This is a genomic window from Chryseobacterium joostei (assembly GCF_003815775.1).
Taxonomy (GTDB): domain Bacteria; phylum Bacteroidota; class Bacteroidia; order Flavobacteriales; family Weeksellaceae; genus Chryseobacterium; species Chryseobacterium joostei.
The window spans coordinates 4,384,574-4,407,522 of record NZ_CP033926.1 but is presented as its reverse complement, the minus strand read 5'-3'; the positions used below and the strand labels follow the sequence as shown (position 1 = coordinate 4,407,522).

At 34.1% G+C, this 22,949-nt stretch carries 25 protein-coding genes; 11 read left to right on the top strand and 14 right to left on the bottom strand.

The features are described from left to right. Positions 1-96 precede the first annotated feature (96 nt). The 8 genes from EG359_RS20135 (at position 97) to EG359_RS20105 (ending at position 6,219) form a co-directional block, all read left to right on the top strand. Positions 97-651 (top strand): phosphoribosyltransferase, encoded by a 555-nt coding sequence (locus EG359_RS20135; RefSeq protein ID WP_076357464.1) that lies wholly within the window; start codon positions 97-99, stop codon positions 649-651. 131 nt (positions 652-782) lie between these two features. Continuing rightward, complete coding sequence (locus tag EG359_RS20130; RefSeq protein ID WP_076357462.1) at positions 783-1,361, top strand: adenylate kinase; 579 nt, start codon at positions 783-785, stop codon at positions 1,359-1,361. 79 nt (positions 1,362-1,440) lie between these two features. Then, positions 1,441-2,424, top strand: a complete 984-nt coding sequence (obgE, locus tag EG359_RS20125) for a GTPase ObgE (RefSeq protein WP_076357460.1) — start codon at positions 1,441-1,443, stop codon at positions 2,422-2,424. A gap of 155 nt (positions 2,425-2,579) precedes the next feature. After that, positions 2,580-3,068: a DUF6438 domain-containing protein gene (locus EG359_RS20120; protein ID WP_076357458.1), complete on the top strand. Its 489-nt coding sequence runs from the start codon at positions 2,580-2,582 to the stop codon at positions 3,066-3,068. Positions 3,069-3,167: 99 nt separating this feature from the next. Next, positions 3,168-3,800: a porin family protein gene (locus EG359_RS20115; protein ID WP_076357456.1), complete on the top strand. Its 633-nt coding sequence runs from the start codon at positions 3,168-3,170 to the stop codon at positions 3,798-3,800. Between the two features lie 24 nt (positions 3,801-3,824). Further along, complete coding sequence (locus EG359_RS22585; protein ID WP_164463088.1) at positions 3,825-3,968, top strand: hypothetical protein; 144 nt, start codon at positions 3,825-3,827, stop codon at positions 3,966-3,968. 113 nt (positions 3,969-4,081) lie between these two features. Then, positions 4,082-4,708 carry a porin family protein gene (locus EG359_RS20110; protein WP_076357454.1) on the top strand — a complete coding sequence of 209 codons (627 nt, stop codon included), beginning with the start codon at positions 4,082-4,084 and terminating at the stop codon, positions 4,706-4,708. A 206-nt stretch (positions 4,709-4,914) separates the two neighbouring features. Further along, complete coding sequence (locus EG359_RS20105) at positions 4,915-6,219, top strand: DEAD/DEAH box helicase (protein ID WP_076357507.1); 1,305 nt, start codon at positions 4,915-4,917, stop codon at positions 6,217-6,219. A 3-nt stretch (positions 6,220-6,222) separates the two neighbouring features. Here the strand turns inward: EG359_RS20105 and EG359_RS20100 are convergent, their stop codons facing one another. The 11 genes from EG359_RS20100 to EG359_RS20055 form a co-directional block, all read right to left on the bottom strand. Then, complete coding sequence (locus tag EG359_RS20100) at positions 6,223-7,290, bottom strand: acyltransferase family protein (RefSeq protein ID WP_076357452.1); 1,068 nt, start codon at positions 7,288-7,290, stop codon at positions 6,223-6,225. 5 nt (positions 7,291-7,295) lie between these two features. Beyond that, positions 7,296-8,060 (bottom strand): TatD family hydrolase, encoded by a 765-nt coding sequence (locus tag EG359_RS20095; RefSeq protein WP_076357450.1) that lies wholly within the window; start codon positions 8,058-8,060, stop codon positions 7,296-7,298. Positions 8,061-8,064: 4 nt separating this feature from the next. Continuing rightward, positions 8,065-8,592 (bottom strand): DUF4269 domain-containing protein, encoded by a 528-nt coding sequence (locus EG359_RS20090; RefSeq protein ID WP_076357448.1) that lies wholly within the window; start codon positions 8,590-8,592, stop codon positions 8,065-8,067. After that, positions 8,589-9,542 carry a GSCFA domain-containing protein gene (locus EG359_RS20085; protein ID WP_076357446.1) on the bottom strand — a complete coding sequence of 318 codons (954 nt, stop codon included), beginning with the start codon at positions 9,540-9,542 and terminating at the stop codon, positions 8,589-8,591. Before EG359_RS20085 ends, EG359_RS20090 begins: the two co-directional genes overlap by 4 nt. Positions 9,543-9,619: 77 nt before the next feature. After that, positions 9,620-10,591 carry a polyprenyl synthetase family protein gene (locus EG359_RS20080; protein ID WP_076357444.1) on the bottom strand — a complete coding sequence of 324 codons (972 nt, stop codon included), beginning with the start codon at positions 10,589-10,591 and terminating at the stop codon, positions 9,620-9,622. A gap of 199 nt (positions 10,592-10,790) precedes the next feature. Beyond that, positions 10,791-11,126 (bottom strand): hypothetical protein, encoded by a 336-nt coding sequence (locus tag EG359_RS20075; protein WP_076357442.1) that lies wholly within the window; start codon positions 11,124-11,126, stop codon positions 10,791-10,793. 106 nt (positions 11,127-11,232) lie between these two features. Further along, positions 11,233-11,547 (bottom strand): hypothetical protein, encoded by a 315-nt coding sequence (locus EG359_RS20070; protein WP_076357505.1) that lies wholly within the window; start codon positions 11,545-11,547, stop codon positions 11,233-11,235. Positions 11,548-11,636: 89 nt separating this feature from the next. Next, the gene (locus EG359_RS22830) at positions 11,637-11,771 is read right to left on the bottom strand and encodes a hypothetical protein (RefSeq protein ID WP_262488047.1); all 135 of its coding nucleotides are present in this window, start codon (positions 11,769-11,771) and stop codon (positions 11,637-11,639) included. 301 nt (positions 11,772-12,072) lie between these two features. Continuing rightward, complete coding sequence (locus EG359_RS20065; protein ID WP_076357440.1) at positions 12,073-13,215, bottom strand: inorganic phosphate transporter; 1,143 nt, start codon at positions 13,213-13,215, stop codon at positions 12,073-12,075. 22 nt (positions 13,216-13,237) lie between these two features. Further along, positions 13,238-13,876 (bottom strand): DUF47 domain-containing protein, encoded by a 639-nt coding sequence (locus EG359_RS20060; protein WP_027374906.1) that lies wholly within the window; start codon positions 13,874-13,876, stop codon positions 13,238-13,240. A 152-nt stretch (positions 13,877-14,028) separates the two neighbouring features. Next, positions 14,029-15,744: a DEAD/DEAH box helicase gene (locus tag EG359_RS20055; protein ID WP_076357438.1), complete on the bottom strand. Its 1,716-nt coding sequence runs from the start codon at positions 15,742-15,744 to the stop codon at positions 14,029-14,031. A 391-nt stretch (positions 15,745-16,135) separates the two neighbouring features. Here EG359_RS20055 and EG359_RS20050 point away from each other — a divergent pair, with 391 nt between their 5' ends. The 3 genes from EG359_RS20050 to EG359_RS20040 all read left to right on the top strand — a co-directional run bounded on the left by EG359_RS20050 (position 16,136) and on the right by EG359_RS20040 (position 19,371). Then, on the top strand, positions 16,136-16,801 hold the full coding sequence (locus tag EG359_RS20050) for a DUF2461 domain-containing protein (RefSeq protein WP_076357436.1): 666 nt from the start codon (positions 16,136-16,138) through the stop codon (positions 16,799-16,801). A gap of 287 nt (positions 16,802-17,088) precedes the next feature. After that, complete coding sequence (locus EG359_RS20045) at positions 17,089-17,883, top strand: FkbM family methyltransferase (protein ID WP_076357434.1); 795 nt, start codon at positions 17,089-17,091, stop codon at positions 17,881-17,883. A 9-nt stretch (positions 17,884-17,892) separates the two neighbouring features. Next, positions 17,893-19,371 carry a lipopolysaccharide biosynthesis protein gene (locus EG359_RS20040; RefSeq protein WP_076357432.1) on the top strand — a complete coding sequence of 493 codons (1,479 nt, stop codon included), beginning with the start codon at positions 17,893-17,895 and terminating at the stop codon, positions 19,369-19,371. Between the two features lie 48 nt (positions 19,372-19,419). Here EG359_RS20040 and EG359_RS20035 read toward each other — a convergent pair whose 3' ends face one another. The 3 genes from EG359_RS20035 to aspA form a co-directional block, all read right to left on the bottom strand. Beyond that, positions 19,420-20,466 carry a hypothetical protein gene (locus EG359_RS20035; RefSeq protein WP_076357430.1) on the bottom strand — a complete coding sequence of 349 codons (1,047 nt, stop codon included), beginning with the start codon at positions 20,464-20,466 and terminating at the stop codon, positions 19,420-19,422. Between the two features lie 126 nt (positions 20,467-20,592). Beyond that, a complete protein-coding gene (locus EG359_RS20030) occupies positions 20,593-21,447 on the bottom strand; it encodes a glycosyltransferase family 2 protein (RefSeq protein ID WP_076357428.1) in 855 nt (284 codons plus the stop codon). Between the two features lie 70 nt (positions 21,448-21,517). Beyond that, positions 21,518-22,918, bottom strand: coding sequence for an aspartate ammonia-lyase (aspA, locus tag EG359_RS20025; RefSeq protein WP_076357426.1), 1,401 nt, complete (start codon positions 22,916-22,918; stop codon positions 21,518-21,520). Between the last annotated feature and the right edge of the window lie 31 nt (positions 22,919-22,949).

Sequence of the window (22,949 nt, the reverse complement as noted above, 5' to 3'; positions counted from 1 at the left end):
TTGAAAGAACAAATATAGGACAAATCCGGGATTAAACACAAAAAGATTTTATTCAAAAATCAAAAATCCGTAACTTTGCCTCCTACTAAAAATTTTATGGAAAGCATTAAAGTTCACGACAAAAATTTCGTTCCTTATTTAAAGGAGTCCGAAATTCAGGAAATTGTAAAAGAGACAGCGTTAAGAATTTATGAAGATTACAAGGATGAAGTTCCTGTTTTCATTGGTGTATTGAATGGAGTGGTCATGTTCTTCTCAGATCTTTTAAAGTATTATCCAGGTGAATGCGAAATTGCCTTCATTCAGATGAGTTCTTATGTTGGGACTGAATCCACAGGGATTGTTTACCAAAAAATGGAGCTTACTAAGGATGTAAGAGACCGTCACATTATTCTTGTAGAAGACATCGTAGATACAGGAAATACGGTTGAAAGTCTTTTCAAATACTTTAAGGAAACTCAGCGTCCTAAATCTGTAAAACTGGCAAGTTTCTTATTGAAACCGGAGATTTATAAGAAAGATTTCAAGTTGGATTATATTGGAAAGGAAATTCCAAATAAATTTGTACTTGGTTATGGATTAGATTATGATGAATTGGGAAGAAACCTACCTAATTTATACCAATTAGAAGACGGACAAATCAACCATTAATTATTGTCATTAGCTACCGGCTATTGGCCTTTAGCTTTAAAACTTAATCGAAATAAAAGTAAAATATTAACTTAAAAAAGCTAAAGGTCAACTATTATACGATTATTATAGACCGGAAGCGAATCAAAATTATGATAAACATTGTTCTGTTCGGCCCTCCAGGAAGTGGAAAAGGAACACAAGCTCAGAATCTAATCGAAAAATTCAACTTAAAGCAGGTTTCAACAGGTGACCTTTTCAGATATAACATGAAAAATGATACTGAACTTGGAAAACTGGCTAAGTCTTACATCGATAAGGGAGAATTGGTTCCGGATCAGGTAACAACAGATATGCTGATTGATGAGATTAAAAAACCTACTGATACCAATGGTTTTATCTTTGATGGTTACCCAAGAACAACTGCTCAGACAGAAGCCTTGGAGAAAATCGTTAAGGAAGAACTGAATGATGAGATTGATATCTGTCTTTCATTGATAGTAGAAGATAAAATTTTGGTTGAAAGACTTCTTAAAAGAGGAGAAACCAGCGGTAGATCTGACGACAGCAATGTAGAGATCATCGAAAACAGAATTAAAGAATATTATGCTAAAACAGCAGAAGTAGCCGAACTTTATAAGCAGCAAGGAAAGTATGTAGAAGTAAACGGCGTAGGTGAAATTGATGAAATTTCCCAAAAACTTTTCGCTGAGGTAGAGAAAATTAAATAAGGATTTAGGATTTAGGGATTAGGATTTAGCATAGTTAAATATCTATTCCCTAACCCCTAAGGCCTAAACCCTAAAAATTATGTCAAACTTTGTAGATTACGTAAAGATTCATTGTAAAAGCGGACACGGAGGAGCAGGTTCTGCCCACCTTCGCCGTGAAAAATATATTCCCAAGGGAGGTCCTGATGGTGGTGACGGAGGCCGTGGAGGACACGTTATCATGAGAGGAAATGCTCAGGAATGGACTTTACTTCCGCTTCGTTATACCCGTCACATAAAAGCTGAACGTGGTGAAAACGGAGCGAAAAACCAGCTTACAGGAGCTGATGGTTCTGATATTTACATCGATGTTCCCATTGGAAGCATCGCTAAAAATGAAGAAGGAGAAATTATCGGAGAAATCCTTGAAGACAAGCAGGAAATTATTTTAATGCAAGGTGGAAAAGGAGGAAGAGGAAATGAGTTTTTCAAGTCTTCTACCAATCAAACTCCAAGATATGCTCAACCCGGAATGGAAGGTGAGGAAGGCTATATTGTCTTTGAACTTAAGATTTTGGCAGATGTAGGTTTAGTAGGGTTTCCAAATGCAGGAAAATCTACACTTCTGGCTTCTGTTTCGGCAGCTAAGCCTAAGATTGCAAACTATGCGTTTACCACATTGACTCCTAACCTTGGGATTGTTGATTATAGAAATTACAAGTCATTTGTAATGGCTGATATCCCGGGAATTATTGAAGGTGCAGCAGAAGGAAAAGGATTAGGACACAGATTCCTGAGACACATCGAAAGAAACTCAATTCTGTTGTTTTTAATTCCTGCAGATTCTGAAAATCACTTCCAGGAATTTAAAATTCTTGAAAATGAATTAAAAGAGTACAATCCGGAGCTATTGGATAAAGATTTCATTATTTCTGTTTCAAAATCCGATCTTTTGGATGATGAGCTGAAAAAGGAAATCTCAGCAGAATTTCCGGAAAACAAGCAACCGCTATTTTTCTCAGGAGTAACAGGGGAAGGGCTTGTAGAATTGAAAGATGCTATCTGGAAACAGTTACATGGATAAAATAATTTTGATCACTACTCGTGATTAATATTGTTAGAAATAAAATAAAGAGGAGCAATCGTGCTTCTCTTTATTTTTTTACCATGTTCACACTATCAATTCTTCCCCTGTTCCAATTGGAATAATTATTGAAAGACCATTCTGAAATTTAAACTATGAAATATTTACTAGGCCTTTGTGCATTTATCTTTTTATTTTCGTGTACTCCACAGACAACGAATTCAAAATATACTAAAATTGAATATCAGGCAGGTGCTTGCTTTGGATTTTGTCCTGTTTTTAAAATGACCATCAATGCGGATAGAACTGCCATTTTTGAAGCAGAGCATTTTAATTTCAATGATAAACCCTCAAAGGATGAGTTTTCAAAACCTCGTGAAGGTACTTTTACAGGAACAATCAAGGAAAAGGATTACAATAAATTGATCCGTTTGCTTGATGGCTTGGATGTAAAAAACTTAAAGGATAAATATGGAAGCAGAAACATCACTGATCTTTCTACAGCTTATTTAAGAATTAACTTCAATGATGGAACTTCTAAAAATGTAGAAGATTACGGAAAACGTGGCAGTGAAAAACTTTCGGAAGTATATCATTTTATTGAAGACTTAAGGAAGAACCAGGAATGGACTAAGGTCCAGTAGTCCCATTTAAAATATTTAAATTATTTTTGTACAATAATTCTTTCATTTTGGAAGAATTATTTTTTTTAAAACAATAATCAATTAACTCAAAAAACAAACATGAAGAAGAACATTCTTTTCGGTGTACTATTAGCTGTTCCAACTTTAATTAATGCACAAAAGACACAGGATAAACCTATAAGTTTTGGAGTAAAAGGAGGATATAATTTATCCAGTATGAAGTTTTTTGATGAAAAGCTGGATTCAAAATCTTATTTCTATGCAGGTATTGTAGCAGAACAAGCATTATCACCTAAATTTGGATTACAGGCTGAAGTTCTTTATACTCAATTAGGAGGTAAAGTTGCATATTCTACAGTAGCCTTAATAGGAAGTGAAATTGTGGAAACAGGAGATACAACATTCGAATATCGCCTTAACCAAATTCAGGTTCCTATTTCTGTAAAGTATTATATTATTCCAAATCTTTCTGCATCTGCAGGGATGAATTTTGGATTTAATATTTCAACAAAAGCAGAATCAAGCAACGCTATTACTGGAACTGATAAGAGAAACTATGATGGAATAAAGACATTAAGCCTTTTCCCATTTTTAGGGGCAGAATATAAGATCAATGATCAATTTTTTGTGGATACAAGATATAATTTCAACTTCATTGAAATTAACAAAAACAATAGCATTCCAGTGAAAGTAGGCTTTCTGCAAGCAGGTGTAGGATATAGATTTAAATAGTATCTATTTCTTAATAAAAAACAAATGGCTGCCTATACTGGGCAGCCATTTTATTTTCCAACAATGAACTTCCAAAAACTCACGAAAGCACTTTTACAGGAACAATCAAGAAAGATTTCTAAAGTATACCATTTCTTCGAGAACTTAAGGAAAATCAGGGATGGATAAAGGTTCAATAGATCTTTATAAAATATTTAAACTATATTTGCAGAAATAATTCCCTCCATACGAAGGAATTATTTTTTTTATAAAAACGTAATCATTTAACTCAAAAAATAAACATGAAGAAGAACATTCTTTTCGGTGTACTATTAGCTGTTTCATCATTCCTTAATGCACAAAAGACTCCGGATAAACCTATCAGTTTTGGAGTGAAAGGAGGATATACTTTATCCAACATGAAAATATATGACACTAGTTTGTCATCAAAATCTTATTTCTATGCAGGTGTTGTAGCAGAGTATCCCTTATCTCCTAAATTTGGCATTCAGGGTGAAATACAATATACACAATTGGGAGGAAAAGACGTATACCCTTGGTTTGTTGTTATGAACCAACAAATTATATACATGGGAGATAGAACTTATGATTATCAAATAAACCAGATACAAGTTCCTGTTTCCCTAAAATATTATTTTATTCCTAATTTTTCAGTTTCTGCAGGTATAAATTTGGGATTTACAGCCTCCACAAAGATAGTGGTAAAAGACAATACGGGTGATACTTATGAAGATGCAGCTGACAATGATGGGATAAAAAAAATGATGATATTTCCTTTCCTAGGTACGGAATATAAGATTAATAAACATATTTTCGTTGATGCACGATATAATTTCAATTTCTTTGAAACCTCTTCTCCAGTTAATATTGGATTTTTCCAGGCTGGTCTAGGATACCGATTCAAATAAGAACTTAATAATTATAATATAAAAACAAATGGCTGCCTATACTGGGCAGCCATTTCTCATCTAATTCCTTATACATGAAGAAACCAATAACTCCATAATCAGTCAAAAAGAATAATGCGAAATTTTTAATTTTTTTTAGACTACCTTTGCAGGATGCAATTCTTTCAAACAGAAAGAATTTTTATATAAATTTTAAAATAATTCATTTGAATTTTACAGACTTAAACTTAATAGAACCTATTGCGAAAGCAATTAAGGAACAAGGATATACAACTCCAACACCCATTCAGGAAAGATCAATTCCTGATATTTTAGATGGCAGAGACTTTTTAGGCTGTGCACAGACAGGAACTGGAAAAACAGCAGCTTTTTCTATCCCTATTTTACAGAACTTATCTAAAAATAAAATTCCGAATAAACATATAAAGGCATTAATCCTTACTCCAACCAGAGAGTTGGCTATTCAAATTGAGGAAAACATTAATGCTTACGGTAAATACCTTCCTTTAAAGCAACTTGTTATTTTTGGAGGCGTAAAGCAAGGAAATCAGGAAGCAGCTTTAAGAAAAGGAATTGATATTTTGGTTGCAACACCAGGAAGACTTCTTGATTTTATTGCACAGGGAATTATCAGCTTAAAAAATATTGAAATATTTGTCCTTGATGAAGCTGACAGAATGCTTGACATGGGCTTTGTACATGATGTTAAAAGAATCATCAAGCTTTTACCTCAGAAAAGACAAACTTTATTCTTTTCAGCAACAATGCCTGGTGAGATTCAGAAGCTTGCTAACTCAATCCTAAACAATCCGATAAAGGTAGAAGTTACACCAGTTTCTTCTACAGCAGATACCATCAAACAATCTGTTTATTTTGTAGAAAAGGACAATAAATTGAATTTATTATCCCACATCCTGGAAAATGATATTTCAGAATCTGTATTGGTATTTGCAAGAACGAAACACGGAGCCGATAAAATCGCAAGAAAGCTTCAAAAAGACAATATCTCTGCAGAAGCCATTCACGGTAACAAATCTCAAAATGCAAGACAGAATGCTCTTAATAATTTCAAATCCGGAAAAACAAGGGTTCTTGTAGCAACAGATATTGCCGCAAGAGGAATTGACATTGATGAGCTAAAATTCGTTATCAACTTTGAGCTATCAGACGTTTCTGAAACTTATGTACACAGAATCGGAAGAACAGGAAGAGCTGGTGCTGAAGGAAATTCTATCTCATTTGTAGACGGACTAGACCTTTTAAACCTAAAAAATACAGAGAAACTTATTGGAAAGAAGATTCCGGTAATCAAAAACCATCCGTTCCACACTGATGATTTGGTTGCACAGAAAAGAGATTCTAATAACAAACCTTTTTCTGGCGGTTCTGAAAGACCTAAGACTTCTAGCAATAGCTCCAGACCGAATAAGAACAATAAGAAACCTGCTGGTACTGCGGCTCCGACTGGATTTAAAAAACCTAAGAATAAAAACTTTACCAGAAAAAAATAGTTCTTAGCGGGACGCTGTTCTATACTTATTTTTTAAAACAAGAAATCTCTTTTCAAAATATTGATACGAGAGATGAGAAATGAGTATAGTAATCAGTATTACCAAAAGAAAACTAGAAATAATAATTACGGGATCACTTAACTTGTATTTGGAAACGGCCTTAAGGAGGATAAATCCTACAGGTTGCATTACAATAGCATGATACATGTAGATCCCGTAAGAAATTTTCCCAAGGTGAATAAGGCTTTTATTCTCAAAAAAACGAATAGGTTTATGGGTGAAAAAAATAAGGAACACGCCAAATAATACCATTCCAAAGATATGATATTGTAAATCTGACATATTATTGATGAAAATATCAGTTGTAAAGTAAATGAGTAACAGAATACTACTTACAATACATATAAAGCTATTATACCTACTGTCTTTAATTCTCAACAAAGAACACCACCCCGTAAAAGAAAAATAGAAAAACATCATTTGATATTTACTTAAAAAGCTTAAGGCAGGGGTAAAGTATAAACCAATAAACAGAAAGCTAAAAATAAATAAAAAGGCTTTGATATATTTTTGTGGAACCAGAAGAATAAGGGGTGCTACCAAAAGATAAAACTGCTCTTCAACCCCTATAGACCAAAGCATTTCGAGAATTCCTCCAGGTCTTGCAACAGCAAAAACATTAGGAAAAAATGTAAACAGGAGAATTATACCCTCTAAAAGGTTATAATTACTCTGAAAATCAAATCCCATTTTAGGAAGAATGACATGGTAATAAAGCATTCCTATAATGGCAACAAGATAATACAACGGAAAAATCCTGAGCATTCGTCTTATATAGAAATTCTTCAAATCAATTCTTCCTGAAATTGTCTTCTCTTCAAATAGCTGTCTGATAATAAGAAAACCACTTAAAGAAAAAAACATATATACCGCTTCACTTCCTTTATTAAATATAGGCAAATCATTGAATGTCGCTAGTCCTCTATTTCCAAAAAACTGTGGGATATGAAAGATCATAACCAGGAAAGCCAGGAAAAACCTTAATGAAGTAATGTTAGGAAGCAATTTCATATTTTTTAAGTATGAAAAATATTTCTTGCGTTCTCTGTAGTAATTCTATCTATCTCAGAAAAATCCTTACCATAGATATCTACCAGTTTCCCGGCAACTAAATCAAGGTATGAACTTTCATTTCTTTTTCCTCTATGGGGAACAGGAGCCAAATAAGGAGAGTCTGTTTCAAGTACAATTTTATCTAAAGGAATTTCATTCAGAAACTGGTCTATTTTTCCATTTTTAAAAGTTACTACCCCACCTATTCCTAAAATGAAGTTCAGGTCTATGGCATGTTTTGCCTGCTCCAGATTTCCAGAGAAACAGTGGAAAATCCCTCTTAATTTTGGATGCTTTTTTCTTTCCAACACTTCGAATGTTTCATCAAAGCTTTCTCTTGTGTGGATCACAATGGGAAGATCCTTTTCTATAGCCCAATCGATCTGCTGTTCAAAAGCCTTTACCTGAATATCAAGAGTAGTTTTATCCCAATATAAATCAATTCCGATCTCTCCTATTGCAGGAAAATGTCTTTGATCAAGATAATTTTTAACAATCTCCAGTTCCTTTTCCCAAGATTCCGGCTTTACATAACAAGGGTGAAGTCCCATCATTGAAAAAATCTGCTTTGGATACTCTTCTTCCAATTGCAGCATTTTCTCGTGAGATTCAGAATCAATGGCAGGGAGATAAAACTCTGTAATACCTTTATCTAAACCTCTTTGAATAGCTTCCCTTCTATCTTCATCAAATTCTTCTGCGTATAAATGTGTATGTGTATCAATCATTTCTTTATAATTTTAATAAATCTTCATAGGGATTTTTCAGATTCATCAGCATTCCAAATGCCGGCTCTGTTTTTATCCCTTGCTTTTTAAGATCTATTATTTTCTGTTTAAAATCCTCTCCTTTTTCCTGCAAAATATTGTATTCTGCAATCATATGTCTGTAAGCATTTTGTTCTGTAACAGGTTTATTTTGTCCGAAAATCTCAATAGGAAATTCTTCAAGCATAAAGTTCAGAACAATACTTTTCTCTCCGTTTACGGTTATATTTTCGACCTTAACATCCGTACCGAATGGAATTAAATTTCTAACTGTCAGATCTTCTAAAAAATCTTCTTCAAATCTCAGATCAACCTCACAAATAATATCAAGATCACTGCCTTCAACATCAATTTTAATAGGAATTGTTCCGGCCAAAACAGCAGAATAAGGTTCTAGTTTTTCTAAAATATGATATTTTGTAAGAACTTCATAGGCTCTTTTTTGCCTTTCATTTCCATTTTTCAAATAGTCAATTCTTGTAAAATCAATCATCTGAATATAGTATGCTTTACTTTCTTTCGTTGATTTTCTATTCTTTGATCCAGCTTTTCCCTAAATTCTATAAACTTCGGATCTTTCTTATCATTGGTTTTGTGTTCCAATGCCTTGATGATTTTAAAGTTTTCTTTGATAAAGTTTTGGGTTTCTTCTGAAAAATAGGAATCTCCAAATTTGTCAAAAATATAATTAACAGCCTGCGTACTTGGATGAATCATATCTTCCTTGTAAAAACGATAATCTCTCAGATCATCCATCAAAATTTCATAGACAGGCAAATAATGACAGTCTTCAAATAAAGAAATAGATTCATGGATAGCCGTAATTAATTTTGATTTACTCAATTGATTTTCAACCATTCCATCCTTGGTATGTCTTACCGGTGACACCGAAAAGAGTATTTGCACATTTTCCTTACAAATATCCTTAAGCTCCAGGATTGTATTGTAGATAGAAGCCGTCAGTTCCTGATGAGAAAGCAGCCTCTTCTCAAAGAATTTCTGTGGAATTTTATGGCAATTAGCCACCAATTTATTCTTTGGAAGAAATTCATAGATAAAAGATGATCCGTAGGTGATAATAATCCAGTCAGCTTCCTGAAGAAAGGCATTTCCCTCTTCAATGTTTCCGTTAATTTTATCTAACGTCTGATGAATATACCTTGTATCAAAACTGGTATGATGATCCAGTGAAATATATTCCTCATTGTATATAATCAACTCCTCCTCCTCATAGAATGCAGAGTCATGAAGCCTTTTTACAGCATTATTGATCGAAAAGGGGTTAAAAATTGTTCCGAAAGAATTATTAAGCGTCTGAAGCTGACCATCTTTCAGTAAATCAGTCATTTCAGTAGCAAAACAAGACCCGATTGAAAATATTTTATCTTCAATCTCAATTTTCTTTTCCGATTTTGGGATGTCAACCTCTGTTCTGAATTTCATTATGTAGATATTAGGTTACAGGAAATAGGTAGCAGATCAGTTACTGATAACCGTTACCTACTCTCTGCTGCCTATATTTAGCTTTCTCTTCTCAATAAATAGTTTGCCAATTCAATAAATGGTTTTTTCTTCTCGTCAGGAATATCAATTTTCTGAAGATAGCTTTGACCGATTTCGTTATGTTTTTCAATTAAACGGAGTGCTTTTTCGTCTACTTTTGTTCTTCTGAAGATCTTTTCAACACCGTAGATTTTATCGATATTATCTGTTTTTTTAGAATACCAGTAATCCAGTTCCTTTCTTTCCTCCTCTGTAGCATGCTCTTTTGCCAATAGATAAAGAACTGTTTTCTTGTTTTCGTAGATATCCCCTGCATGTTTTTTTCCAAACTGTGCCTGATCTCCGAATACATCAAGATAATCATCCATGATCTGGAATGCAATTCCAATGTGTTTACCGAAGTTGAAGATAGCTTTTGCATCCTTAAAGTCAGCTCTTGCAATCAAGGCTCCGATCTCAAAAGAAGAAGCACTTAAGACCCCTGTTTTATAGGTGATCATTCTGATATAATCATCAAAGGTTACATTTTCCTGAGTTTCAAAATTGATATCATATTGCTGTCCCTCGCATAATAGAAGTCCGGTATGGGTAAAGATTCTGATACAAGCCTTGAAGATTTCAGGTTCAAGATCCTCAAAGAATTTGTATGCCTTAAGCATTAATCCGTCTCCGGAAAGAATTCCAACGTTTATACCATGTAACGTATGAATGGTAGGCTTATTTCTTCTTAAAGGAGCCTCGTCCATAATATCATCATGGATCAGGGTGAAGTTATGGAAAAATTCAATAGCCAAAGCCGGTTTTATAGCCTGTTTAAGGTCTCCCCCAAACAGATCACAAGCCATTAGCACCATAATAGGACGAAGACGCTTTCCACCATGGGAAATAATGTAATTCATCGGATCATACAGCTCTGTAGGTTTATCTTTAAAAGTGTACTTATTAATGGCGTCAGCAACAATCTGTTGGTATCTGTCTAAAAATTCCATAAAATCTTATAATTTGAACAAAAATACGATTTTTCGAGGCTTTATAAAACAAAAAACTTTGCCCAAATGGACAAAGCTTATAAAAAATCAACCTCAGTTTCTAAGACAGTTTCTTTTGTATTTGCATCCCTTAGAAAATAAAAGCGGAATTTCTTCCGCTTTTATTCAATTTGATTAAAATTATTACTGATTATTAAGGTTACTTATAAGGCTTTCCTCTACAATACCAATCGTGTCTGATAATAGTATCCTTTTTATGAATAGCAAGCATTAAATCTCCTCTTTTCTTAATTATTGTATCTCCCTCTTCAACTTCATTATAATCGTCAATCCAATTATTATGTACCATAATATTAGATTTTTTATTTGTTATGGGATCATAACCTATAATTTTGATCCATGAATTATCTATATTTGATTCTCCGACAATCAAATTGTATTCATCCGGGTAGTATGCTTGTTTCACAATATTACACTCAGGCTCTCCACATGCAGATAGCAACATTAAAAAGCTTAAAAAAACAAATATTTTCATAATTTAATCTAATTGAGGACTATAGCCAATATTTTTTTATTTAAATTGATAATACCACTTAGGTAAGTATAGAGTCTTCAGCTTACTTATAAGGTTTTCCTCTATATTACCAATTATGTCTGATGATAGTATCATTTTTATGAATACTAAATATTAGTTCTCCTTTTTTCTTGACAATAGTATCCCCTACATCAATTTCATCGGCAAACATATTCCACCATCTATTATGTGTTTTACAAACCTCTTTTTTTTGGGTAACCGGATCATATCCCTCCGCTTTAAACCATACTGAATTGTTTGGTGGAATCTCTATGACTAAGTTACATTCTTCATCTGCAAGAATCTGAGCATATTTCTGATCATCATTCTTGGAACAGGAGGATAATAAGATTAGGAGCACTAGTACAATTTTTTTTTCCATAATTATTTTTTTAATCAAGCTGAGGCCTATAGCCAATATTTTTTTATTTAAATTGATAATACCACTTAGGTAAGTATAGAGTCTTCAGCTTACTTATAAGGTTTTCCTCTGCAATACCAATCATGCCTGATAATGGTATCCTTTTTATGAATGGCAAGCATTAAATCTCCTCTTTTCTTAATTATTGTATCTCCCTCTTCAACTTCGTCAAAATCTAAATCCAATTATTATGTACCATAATATTAGATTTTTTATTAGTTATTGGATTAGAACCTCTGATTTTTATCCATGTTCCATTTATATTTGCATCTTCCACAACCAAATTGTATTCATTAAGATAGAATCCTTGTTTCGTAGTATTACAATCAGTTTCACCGCAAGAAAATAAACAAAATAAAAAAACAAATAATTTTATAATTTAATCTAATTGAGGCTTAAGGTAAATATTTTTTTAAACCAACTTTCAAGAAACAAAAAACTTTGCCCAAATGGACAAAGTTTATATGATAAGCTGTAATTTTTATCTTAGGAAATGAAAGTTACCAAAAGATAGGTAATTCCTGCTACAATAGCTGAAATTGGAATGGTTAATACCCAAGCCCAAAGTAAGCTTACTGTAATCCCCCATCTTACGGCTGAAATTCTTTTCGTTAGTCCAACCCCGATGATAGAACCTGTGATCGTATGTGTTGTAGATACAGGGATACCAAAGTGGTCTGTAATGAATAAAGTGATTGCTCCCGCAGTTTCTGCACTTACTCCTTCCAATGAGGTTACTTTTGTAATTTTAGTTCCCATTGTTTTGATGATTTTCCATCCTCCACTCATGGTACCTAAGGCAATGGCAATAAATGAAACTAAAGGCACCCAAATATAATGTTGAGCAAAATAATCAAAACGTCCTGCAGAAGGAATATTCAAATACTGTGCATCCTGAAGCATATTGACGTGATAATAAATTACCGCCGCTCCAATGATTCCCATTACTTTTTGAGCATCATTCAAACCATGTCCTAAACTAAACAGTGCTGATGAAACCAACTGTAGTCTTTTAAAAGACTGGTCTGCTTTATGTGGATTTGATTTTTTATAAAGATGTACAATAATCAATGTAATAATGATTGAGATAACCATCCCTATGATTGGTGCCATGAAAATGAACAAGAAGATAGGTATCACTTTATCAAACTTTACAACACCCTGATGAGTTACCTGACTAAAAGCTTCTTTAATGGTATCCCACATCCCAAGCTCTGGCTGTGCTGCTGCAACATCATGATAATCCATCATAAAAGCATGCATAAGAGCTGCCCCTAAGAAACCTCCAATCAGCGTATGCGATGATGATGAAGGGATCCCGAACCACCATGTCAAAAGGTTCCAGGCAATTGCAGCTATAAGACCGGAAAATATAACCTCAAGAGTGATAAAATTCTCATTAACTGTTTTGGCAATTGTATTACCAATTTTGAATTCTCCAATAATATAAGCAGCAATAAAGAATGCTGCAAAATTCCAAAGCGCTGCCCAAAGTACAGCCTGGAATGGAGTTAAAACTTTTGTAGAAACTATAGTTGCAATTGAGTTGGCTGCATCATGGAAGCCATTGATATAATCGAAGATCAGAGCCAGTGCAATAATAACTATAAGTAAAATCGGAAATTCCATTTTTTGCTATGTTAAATATTGTTTAGGCGTATTTAATCATGATGTTCTCAATTGTATTGGCAACATCTTCTGCTTTATCAGTTACGATTTCAAGATAGTTCAATACAGATGAAACTTTAATAATGTTAATAGCATCATTGGTTTCAAATAATTCTACCATTGAGTTGGAAAGCAAGTCATCTGCAATATTTTCAATAGAGTTTACTTTAATACAAGCTTCTTTCACCTGCTCCATGTTCTTGAACCCTTTAAGGTTCTTCATTGCATTCTGAATCTCAAGACATGCCTTGTGGATCAATAGAGAGAAATCTGAGTAAGCTTTCATCTCCGGAGATTTGTATAGGAAGATATATTTTGTAGAAGCGTAGATATAATCAGCAATATCGTCTAATCCGGTTGCTAATGTGTGAATATCTTCACGGTCAAAAGGTGTAATGAAGTTTTTTCCTAGTTCTACGAAGATCTCGTGAGTAAGCTCGTCATTTTTATGTTCGAAATCACTCATTTTTTTCAACATTGAATCGTCATTAAGATCGAAATCCTTAATTCCAGTGTTGAATTCCTCAGACATTGCAACTAGGTTTTCAGTTACCTTTTCAAAAAGTACAAAGAAGATTTTATCTTTGGGTTGAAAAGCGTGGAAAATATTACCAATTCCCATTTTTTAGTATTTATAATTCGAGTGCAAATTTCCTAAAAAAGGATCGCCCATGAAACTATATAACATTAAGTTTTGTTAACATTCGCTTACCATCTGATTATCAAATAAAAAAACCGGCATTACTGCCGGTTTTGTATGGTATGAACAAGGGGTTAGTTTGCAACTTCAGCCCTCATATCTTTTCCTTTGAACTTCATGGATTGAATATTGCTCAAGACATTGTCTTTGAACGATTTTTCAACCTCGAAGAAAGAGAATTTCTCTAAGATTTCGATATCACCGATCTCAGCTCTTTTCTTGCTTTTTCCTTCACCTGTAGCTTTATTGATAATATCTAAAACATCAAGCTTCTTCAAGTGATCTTTCTTACCAAGATTGAAGAAGAACCTTACCATGTTCTCATCTTTTCTTCTTGGCTTTCCGCCACGATCTCTATCTCTTCCGCGATCTCTGTCTCTGCTATCTCTTACATCTCTGTCACGACCTCTATCTCTGTCTCTATCACGACCACGATCTCTTCTTGAGTAATCATCATCTCTACTGCTAAACTTCTGCTCAACAAGATCATGTTTGTCTTTGTAATATAAGGCAAGATCCTTTAATTGGAATTGTAGCAACTGGTGCACCAATTCTTCTTTTGTAAATTTGCTTAGATCCGGGATTAAGCTATCATCAAATTCGAATAAGTCTTCGTGTTCTGTCAATAATTTCTCGAACACACCTCCCACCTGAGCCTTGATAATCTGATCTCCTGTAGGAATGAATTTTTCGTTAATTTCAATCTTTGTTGCAGATTTGATTTGCTTCAATTTTCTGCTTTCTTCAGGCTTAATTAAAGCCATGGAAATACCGTCTTTTCCAGCTCTACCTGTTCTTCCGCTTCTGTGAACGAATACTTCAGGATCATCTGGTAAAGAGAAGTGAATAACGTGAGTTAGAGAGTTTACATCCAATCCTCTTGCTGCAACGTCTGTTGCTACAAGAATATCAATGTTCTTCAATCTAAATTTCTTCATTACCGTGTCTCTCTGTGCTTGAGAAAGGTCTCCGTGAAGAGCATCTGCCGCATAGCCATTCTGCATCAAGAAATCAGCAACCTCCTGAGTTTCCATTCTTGTTCTACAGAAAATAATGGAGTACTGATTAGGGTTTGCATCGATCAATCTCTTCAATGCTTCTTTTTTCTGACGGTAACCTACCACGTAATATTCGTGTGTAATGTTCTTCTTCACTTCGTTGATAGAACCTACTGAAATACGGTGTGGTTTTGTAAGGTAATTTTTAGAAATTCTTTCCACTTCTTTATTCATCGTAGCCGAGAATAAGAAAGTTTGTTTTGTTTCCGGAGTTTCTCTTAGAATTGTTTCCAATTCATCTTTGAATCCCATAGAAAGCATTTCATCAGCCTCATCTAATACCAACCAATGAATAGCAGAAAAATCAAGTGCTTTTCTGTTGATAAGATCAATTACTCTTCCTGGAGTTCCCACAATAATCTGTGGTTTGTCCTTCAAAGATCTCATCTGATCTACAATACTACTTCCACCATAAACCGCAGTGGTTTTGATGTCCTTCATGTACTTAGAGTAATTCTTTATGTCTTTCGAAATCTGAAGACATAATTCCCGTGTCGGACAAAGCACCAATAATTGGATTTTGCGACTCGTTTCGTCAATCATATCCAAAATCGGAAGCGAAAACGCTGCTGTCTTGCCTGTCCCTGTTTGCGCAAGTGCGATCAAGTCGCGAATATCTGAAAGAATAAAAGGGATAGTCTGTTTTTGGATTTCTGTTGGGCTTTCGTAGCCCAGTTCGCCAATTGCCTTAAGGATATCAGGTCTTAAATTGGTTTCCGTAAATAAATTCATTAACTATTTTAAAATTTTTGCAAAGATACAATAAATATTTGACTTGTTTTTAAACAAAGTTTTAAATATACAATCTTAAATTCACAATTCTTTAATATTTTGTTAATTTTTAAAAAATAAAACCTAAAAAAACACGTCTATAATTAAAAAACTCCTAAACAATATTTTTTTTTATTAAAGCAGATTGATTTTTTTGGTACTATTTATGATTTTTCAAACAAAACTACACAATTGTACTTTTTTATTTTGATTTTCTTCGTTATTATGTAAATTTGAATACTGGGATAGTTTTGAGATTCATGAGATAAAGTTCAGAATTCTAAAGTAAGAAACAATGTCAAAAAGTACAAATTTCCAGTAAAATCAACCAAAATAAAAACACCAATACTATATGCCAGCCAGTATTTCTCCCCAAACATTTGATTTTCTAAAAAAATTAAGCAGCAACAACAACCGTGAATGGTTCAATGAAAATAAAAAACTGTATACAGATTCCCAGGAAAACATTATTTCGTTTCTGGATGACCTGATCAAGGAAATGTCCGGTTTTGATGAAGAGCTTGCTAAAATCGACAGTAAAAAAGCATTATTTAGAATTTACCGTGACACTCGATTTTCAAAGGATAAAATTCCTTATAAAACCAATTTTGGTGCTTCCTTAGGAATGGGAAAAGGAAATCAGAAAGGAGGTTACTATCTTCATCTGGAACCTGGTAAATCATTTTTGGCAGGAGGAATCTATATGCCTGAATCTTCTGTATTGAAAGAAGTACGAAAGGAAGTATCATTGTATGGTGATGATTTTCTTAAAATTATAAATAACAAAGATTTCAAAAAACATTTCCCTGAACTTGATCAGGATGATAAGCTGAAAAAAGTTCCTCAAGGTTTTGAAAAGGAAGACCCAATGGCTGAATATTTAAAACTTAAAAACTTTATTGTATTGCACCATTTAAAAGATGAAGAGGTTCTGGACAAAAATGCGGTAAAGACAATGACTAAGATCTTTACATTAATGAAACCATTTAATGATTTTTTGAATACACCTTTTAGCTAGGGTGCCCATATTATTAAAATATTCCAGGGAATTTCATTGTATGAGATTCCCTAAATTAATTTTAAGCATCTAATATTTATTTTCATTTTTTTGAATTTAAATCAATTTAATAAGCTGTTCATCAACCAGAGGTGTCTATGTGACAAATCAATAACCTGTTAAAACTCATTTTTCTTGAAAAACAGCCAACACAGCATTTCCATTGAAAATCAACAGATTATATTTAACATTTTTTAAGATAAGTTTTACATTTTTGTTTATCTTTGCTATTCGTCAAAAAGCTAAGGATGTCTTTATACCAAAAAATTGCAGAAAAACTACAATATATAAGTCCGAATTTTTACAAAAAAAGATATTTTAAGACCTTAAATAATCTTAATAAAAATAATTTTTCGGAACGCAATGTAGAACCAGAACTGGTATGGATCAAGGAATACCTTTCTAAAAGTGCTATTATACTGGATATTGGTGCCAATGTAGGAACTTTCCTATATCAGCTGGAGAACAAGTTGGATCATGAGCATATTTATGCTTTCGAACCTAACAAAAGGCTTTACAGAAGGCTAAAAAGACTATTCCCAACTATGCGGGTACTTCCTTTGGCACTTTCTGACGAAAATACGGTAGCCGAATTCAAGGTTCCGATTATCAATGGAAAAACGATTGCTTCCCGAGGAACTTTAAATACCTCCTACAAAGAAAAAGGTGAAGAAAAAAGCTACACCGAAAAGGTAAAGGTTATCAAGCTAGACGAATGGGCAGCAATAGAACACTTCAGCAGATTAGATTTCATTAAGATCGATGTTGAAGGAAATGAAATAAAGACTCTTTTGGGAGCCAGGGAAACCATCAAACAGTTTCTTCCAACCCTTATGGTTGAAATGGAACAAAGACACCACCAAACACCAATATGGAATGAAATCTCTACAGTAAAAAGCTGGGGATATGAAGCGAAGTACCTTAACAGAGACAGCTTCACCCTGGAAACACTTACGGAGGACATTCTACTACAAAATACAAACGACGAAAAAAATAAAACTCAGTACATCAACAATATTATTTTTATACCTAAAAACCCTTAAAACAACTTTATGAGTGTAGTAGCGAGACAAGGCTTCAAATATTCCATTATCGGTTATATTGGTTTTTTGCTGGGCACAGTTTCCGCAATATTCATTTTTCCTAATGATTTTGAATTTTACGGAAAGCTTCGCTATATCCTCCCTACTGCTGAAATGTTGGTTCCTTTTGTGGTATTGGGTATCTCCTATTCCAATGTGAAGTTTTTTCACACAGTAGAAAAGGATGGCAAAAAACAGAATATGTTATCGCTATCATTACTTACTGTTTTTGTCAACTTTCTCATTTTTACGGCTGTATTTTTTATACTGCCTTATTTTTATCCAAAATTCAGACATTCGGAAGCATGGAAGATTAAGGAAATGATTCTTCCTTTGATTTTAATTCTTTCATTCTGTGCCATTTTCAATAAATATACATCCAATTACAAAAGGATTGTTGTCTCTAATATTTTTGACAATTTATTTCCGAAAATAGCCAATCTTGGAGCTTTCTGTCTGTTTTATTATTTTGCTTTATCTCAAAAGATTGCATTTGCATTTTTCTTTGGCATATTTACCCTGATGCTTTTCGGGTATATTTATTATACCAACAAACTGGAAAAAATTCAGCTTGATTTCAATACAGATTACTTCAAGAAAAATAATTTCTGGCAGGAGTTTTTCAATTACAGCTTCTTTGGATTTTTGGGAACCTTTGGAAATTACCTGGCTATTAACAGTTTTATGATTGGGGAATTCATGGGCATGGAAGAGGTCGGAATTTATTCTGTTCTGTATGCATTAATCTCTTTGATTTCAATCCCACAGTTGGGGTTATTCAATATTTCCGCTCCTATCATCAACAAAACGCTGGCAGACGGAGATATGGAGGAACTGGACAGGTTTCACAAGAAAACCTCGCTATCTTTATACTTTTTGGGTGCCGTTTTATTCTCATGCATCATGGTAGGATTCCCTTACCTTACCCAATTTATGCCAAAAAATGGCACAATGCTTAGGGAATACGAGCCTGTAGTATGGATCTGGGGCTCTGCTGTTTTAATAGATTTGGCAACCGGATTCAATGGAAATATTATTTCCCTCTCAAAATACTATAGATTCAATATTTTGGTGATGCTTTTATTGGCAGGATTAACTATTGGACTGAATTATTATTTCATCAAAAATACAGATCTGAAGCTTATAGGAATTGCATTATCTACCGCAATTTCTCTAACCATTTACAATGTGGTTAAGATTGTCTTCAACTACTTTGTATTTAAGGTTTCACCTTTGACGATTGAAATGATCTTTGTTTCCATTATCTGTACCTTGGCAATTACTGTAGCTATTGTTTTACCTAACTTCCACAGCAATTTCATCAATCTGATTTATAAACCAGCTGTAGTTTTAGCGTTGATCTACGTAGGAAATTACTTTACAAAGATATTCCCGATAGAAAATTACCTGAACGCCAGGTTTATTAAGAGTATTTTTAAGTTTAAATAATAAAACTAAGAAAGCCGAGAGAATTAAATTCAGATTCAAAAAAGACTTTTATTTGGAAATAAGCTGATTTAATAACTGTTCCAATTTTTTTTGAACTTCTTCTTTAGCATAGCTTTTCTGAAAATCAAAATAATTATTGGAAAGCCCATTCAATTGCTCTTGAATGTTTTCTTTTTCACCCAGAATAAAATCTAGTTTTGAAGGATAGTTATTAGGAAAAACAGCCAGTTTTCCATAGGCAATAGCGTCCCCAAGATTTCCGGTCATCTTGGTCTTTCCATAAATTTCCTTGATGCTGAAAAATTCCGTTTCCTGTTGAATAGGACACCAAAGAACATCGGCTTTTTGCATCCATTTCTCAAAGTCTCCTACAGAAACTCTTTCTGAAAAATAAGTAATCGTAATGTTTTCAGTTAATGTTGAGGATAAGTTTTCAAGCTGCTTTAATTCGTGATCCTTTGCTTTACCAAGGAAAACAAATTCACAGTTCATACCTACCCCTATTTTCTGAATGGTTTTAAAAATATGATTATAATCCCTCCTTTTCTGCGAAACACCTCCAGGAATAACAATAACCAGATTTTCATTTTCAATTTTATCAAATGTTTTTGTATAAAAAAGAGGTAGAAACTGATATCTATCTGAAATCAATGCCTCATCCAATACAACAAGAGATCCTGATTTCTGATATACCTTGGTTGCATAGAGCAAGCCTTCCTTCCACCAAAGTTTCAACCTGTACATGATATCTCCTTTGAACACACTTTTTATCAAATCCAGCTTGGAAGCTTTTGTAAAGTTCAGGTTATGGGTAACAACCGCTGTATTGTATTTTTTTGTTACTGCTAAAAATGTATTGAAAAAACGATGAACAGTTCCAATTATAACCAGATCATATTTCTGGGTTTTCAGCTGATCTAAAATCATAGAACTATCTGACAGAAACACAGCTGCATCGGATTCATTGATCTGATCCTTGATTTTTTTTGAAAAATAATAATCTACACTGAAATGTTGATTTCCCTCCATGATATTCATGAAAGCCTGTGCTATTTCTGCATGGGTGTCAATTTCTATGTACGCTATTTTTTTCACTGATTAATTGGGTTAGATGGGTTTTGGCTAAAGCCAACTGTATTTTTTGTTTTATTGTTAAACGGGTTAAAACCCATTCCTATTGATATTGATAAGATTTGGAAAATCACTTTACATCATTTTCTCCTACATTTTCAGCCATTTTTTCTTCAACATTCTCCAGCGTTGATCATTAACGGCCTTTTGCTCTTCTTTTGTAATTTTCAATTCCAATTTTTGAGATTTGCAGGCTTCATAAGCTTTAATAATATCAAAGAAAAATGATGGTGATTTACTTTTCATCGCTTCTTTTGAAGAGGCAATATAGGCCAGAAATCTACTTAATCCGAGGAAATAAAAATATCGACCATAATAATCGGCAGGTCGTATGGTATAGTCTGCTCCTTTTACCTTGATCAACTTTACATGAAGTTCTGGTAAGACAATTTCTTTCCATCCCAAGTGTTCCAGCAGTATGGAGTCTATATTGTCCCAGCCTAAGGTTTCCCTTAAACCACCTATTTGAATAAAGCATTCCTTTCGGTAAGCTTTCATTGGACCTCTTACATGGTGTTTATTGGAATTCCCCTCGTACACCCAGCTTTCCTCTTTTTCTACATAGAGCAACCCTCCTACTAACCCAAATTTTGGATTGTTTATAAAAGCGTTAGCTACAACTTCCAGATAGTCTTCTGGCAAAATAATATCGGCATCAAATTTACAGATGATATCGAATTCATCAAGAGATTGAGTTTGCAAACCATTTTTAAAGGCATGAACAACCTTGGATCCGGGCTGATGCTCTGATTTTTGAAGATTAATGGTTTCAAAACGGGAATCAGTCTCTGTATATTTCCTGATAACTTCAGGTGTCTTGTCAGTGGAACCGTCATTAACGACCACCACCTTAAAGTCCCTGCTACTTTGCTGCTGCAAGGAATCCAGAGTGAATGAGAGGTTCTGCTCTTCGTTGTGGGCAGGAATAATGATTAAAAACCTCACGAATTATTTTATAAATGTTGAATAACAAGTGCTAAGTGACATAAAGCCGCCACTTAGCACTTATTTTATGTTATTTGTTATGCGGTTTCAGCATGTTTTTCGGATCAAGGATTTCGTCCAGTTTTTCCTGGGAAAGAATTCCTTTTTCCAATACAAGGTTGTAAACGCTTTTTCCTGTTTCTAATGCTTCTTTTGCAATCTCTGTGGATTGTTTGTAGCCGATGTAAGGGTTAAGAGCTGTTACAATTCCAATGCTGTGTTTTACCATGTTCAGGCACACTTCTTTGTTGGCTGTAATTCCTACTACACATTTCTCACGAAGGGTATCCAACGCATTGCAAAGGAAATTGATGTTTTCCATAATGGCATGTGAAAGTACCGGTTCCATTACGTTAAGCTGAAGTTGTCCTGCTTCTGCAGCAAAAGTTACTGTAAGATCATTTCCAAATACCTTAAAACAAACCTGGTTTACCACTTCCGGAATAACAGGGTTTACTTTCCCTGGCATGATGGATGAGCCTGGCTGCATTGGAGGAAGATTGATTTCGAATAATCCTGCTCTTGGTCCTGATGAAAGTAGTCTTAAATCATTACAAATTTTAGATAGTTTTACTGCAAGGCGCTTCATTGCAGAAGAATAAATCACATAAGATCCGGTATCCGGAGTTGCCTCTACCAAGTTAGGTGCAGAAATAACCGGGTACCCTGTAATCTGAGCCAAATTTTTGGCACAAAGAACTGCATAGCCTACCGGGGCGTTTAATCCTGTCCCGATCGCTGTTGCTCCCATGTTAACTTCTACAAAAAGGCTTGCATTATTATTCAGCTTAGAAATATCTTCTTCTAACGTGGCTGCATAGGCTTCAAATTCCTGTCCTAATGTCATCGGTACGGCATCCTGAAGCTGTGTACGTCCCATTTTAATAACATCCTGGAATTCTTCTCCTTTTGCACGGAAAGCTGCTATAATTTTTTCAAGCTTTTCTACCAGACCGATATTCATCTGCAACAATCCCATTTTGATTGCGGTAGGATAAGCATCATTGGTTGACTGCGAAAGGTTGATATGATCATTGGGTGAGCAGAATTCATACTCGCCTTTATTTTTTCCTAATTTTTCTAATACAACGTTAGCAATTACTTCATTCGCATTCATATTGATTGAAGTTCCTGCCCCACCTTGAATCATGTCTACCGGAAACTGGTCATGATATTTCCCATCTACAATTTCGTCGCACGCTTCTGCTATCTTGAAATACAGGTTTTCGTCTAGAAGGCCTAATTCATAATTTGTTTTTGCTGCTGCTTTTTTTACAAAAGCCAATCCTTTGATAAAATCCGGATATGAAGACAAAAGCTGTCCTGAAATCTTGAAATTATTGATTGCTCTTTGTGTCTGAACCCCATAATAAGCATCTAAAGGCACGTTCAATTCGCCTAATAGATCACTCTCTTTTCTGAAATTTTCCATTACAGATATTTTACTGTTTTTGATCGTTTAA

Excerpts from the sequence above, each read along its gene's own strand:
- EG359_RS20135 (WP_076357464.1), top strand. The coding sequence starts at position 97 with ATGGAAAGCATTAAAGTTCACGACAAAAATTTCGTTCCTTATTTAAAG.
- EG359_RS20130 (WP_076357462.1), top strand. The coding sequence starts at position 783 with ATGATAAACATTGTTCTGTTCGGCCCTCCAGGAAGTGGAAAAGGAACA.
- obgE (WP_076357460.1), top strand. The coding sequence starts at position 1,441 with ATGTCAAACTTTGTAGATTACGTAAAGATTCATTGTAAAAGCGGACAC.
- EG359_RS20120 (WP_076357458.1), top strand. The coding sequence starts at position 2,580 with ATGAAATATTTACTAGGCCTTTGTGCATTTATCTTTTTATTTTCGTGT.
- EG359_RS20115 (WP_076357456.1), top strand. The coding sequence starts at position 3,168 with ATGAAGAAGAACATTCTTTTCGGTGTACTATTAGCTGTTCCAACTTTA.
- EG359_RS22585 (WP_164463088.1), top strand. The coding sequence starts at position 3,825 with ATGGCTGCCTATACTGGGCAGCCATTTTATTTTCCAACAATGAACTTC.
- EG359_RS20110 (WP_076357454.1), top strand. The coding sequence starts at position 4,082 with ATGAAGAAGAACATTCTTTTCGGTGTACTATTAGCTGTTTCATCATTC.
- EG359_RS20100 (WP_076357452.1), bottom strand. The coding sequence starts at position 7,290 with ATGAAATTGCTTCCTAACATTACTTCATTAAGGTTTTTCCTGGCTTTC.
- EG359_RS20095 (WP_076357450.1), bottom strand. The coding sequence starts at position 8,060 with ATGATTGATACACATACACATTTATACGCAGAAGAATTTGATGAAGAT.
- EG359_RS20090 (WP_076357448.1), bottom strand. The coding sequence starts at position 8,592 with ATGATTGATTTTACAAGAATTGACTATTTGAAAAATGGAAATGAAAGG.
- EG359_RS20085 (WP_076357446.1), bottom strand. The coding sequence starts at position 9,542 with ATGAAATTCAGAACAGAGGTTGACATCCCAAAATCGGAAAAGAAAATT.
- EG359_RS20080 (WP_076357444.1), bottom strand. The coding sequence starts at position 10,591 with ATGGAATTTTTAGACAGATACCAACAGATTGTTGCTGACGCCATTAAT.
- EG359_RS20075 (WP_076357442.1), bottom strand. The coding sequence starts at position 11,126 with ATGAAAATATTTGTTTTTTTAAGCTTTTTAATGTTGCTATCTGCATGT.
- EG359_RS20070 (WP_076357505.1), bottom strand. The coding sequence starts at position 11,547 with ATGGAAAAAAAAATTGTACTAGTGCTCCTAATCTTATTATCCTCCTGT.
- EG359_RS20065 (WP_076357440.1), bottom strand. The coding sequence starts at position 13,215 with ATGGAATTTCCGATTTTACTTATAGTTATTATTGCACTGGCTCTGATC.
- EG359_RS20060 (WP_027374906.1), bottom strand. The coding sequence starts at position 13,876 with ATGGGAATTGGTAATATTTTCCACGCTTTTCAACCCAAAGATAAAATC.
- EG359_RS20055 (WP_076357438.1), bottom strand. The coding sequence starts at position 15,744 with ATGAATTTATTTACGGAAACCAATTTAAGACCTGATATCCTTAAGGCA.
- EG359_RS20050 (WP_076357436.1), top strand. The coding sequence starts at position 16,136 with ATGCCAGCCAGTATTTCTCCCCAAACATTTGATTTTCTAAAAAAATTA.
- EG359_RS20045 (WP_076357434.1), top strand. The coding sequence starts at position 17,089 with ATGTCTTTATACCAAAAAATTGCAGAAAAACTACAATATATAAGTCCG.
- EG359_RS20040 (WP_076357432.1), top strand. The coding sequence starts at position 17,893 with ATGAGTGTAGTAGCGAGACAAGGCTTCAAATATTCCATTATCGGTTAT.
- aspA (WP_076357426.1), bottom strand. The coding sequence starts at position 22,918 with ATGGAAAATTTCAGAAAAGAGAGTGATCTATTAGGCGAATTGAACGTG.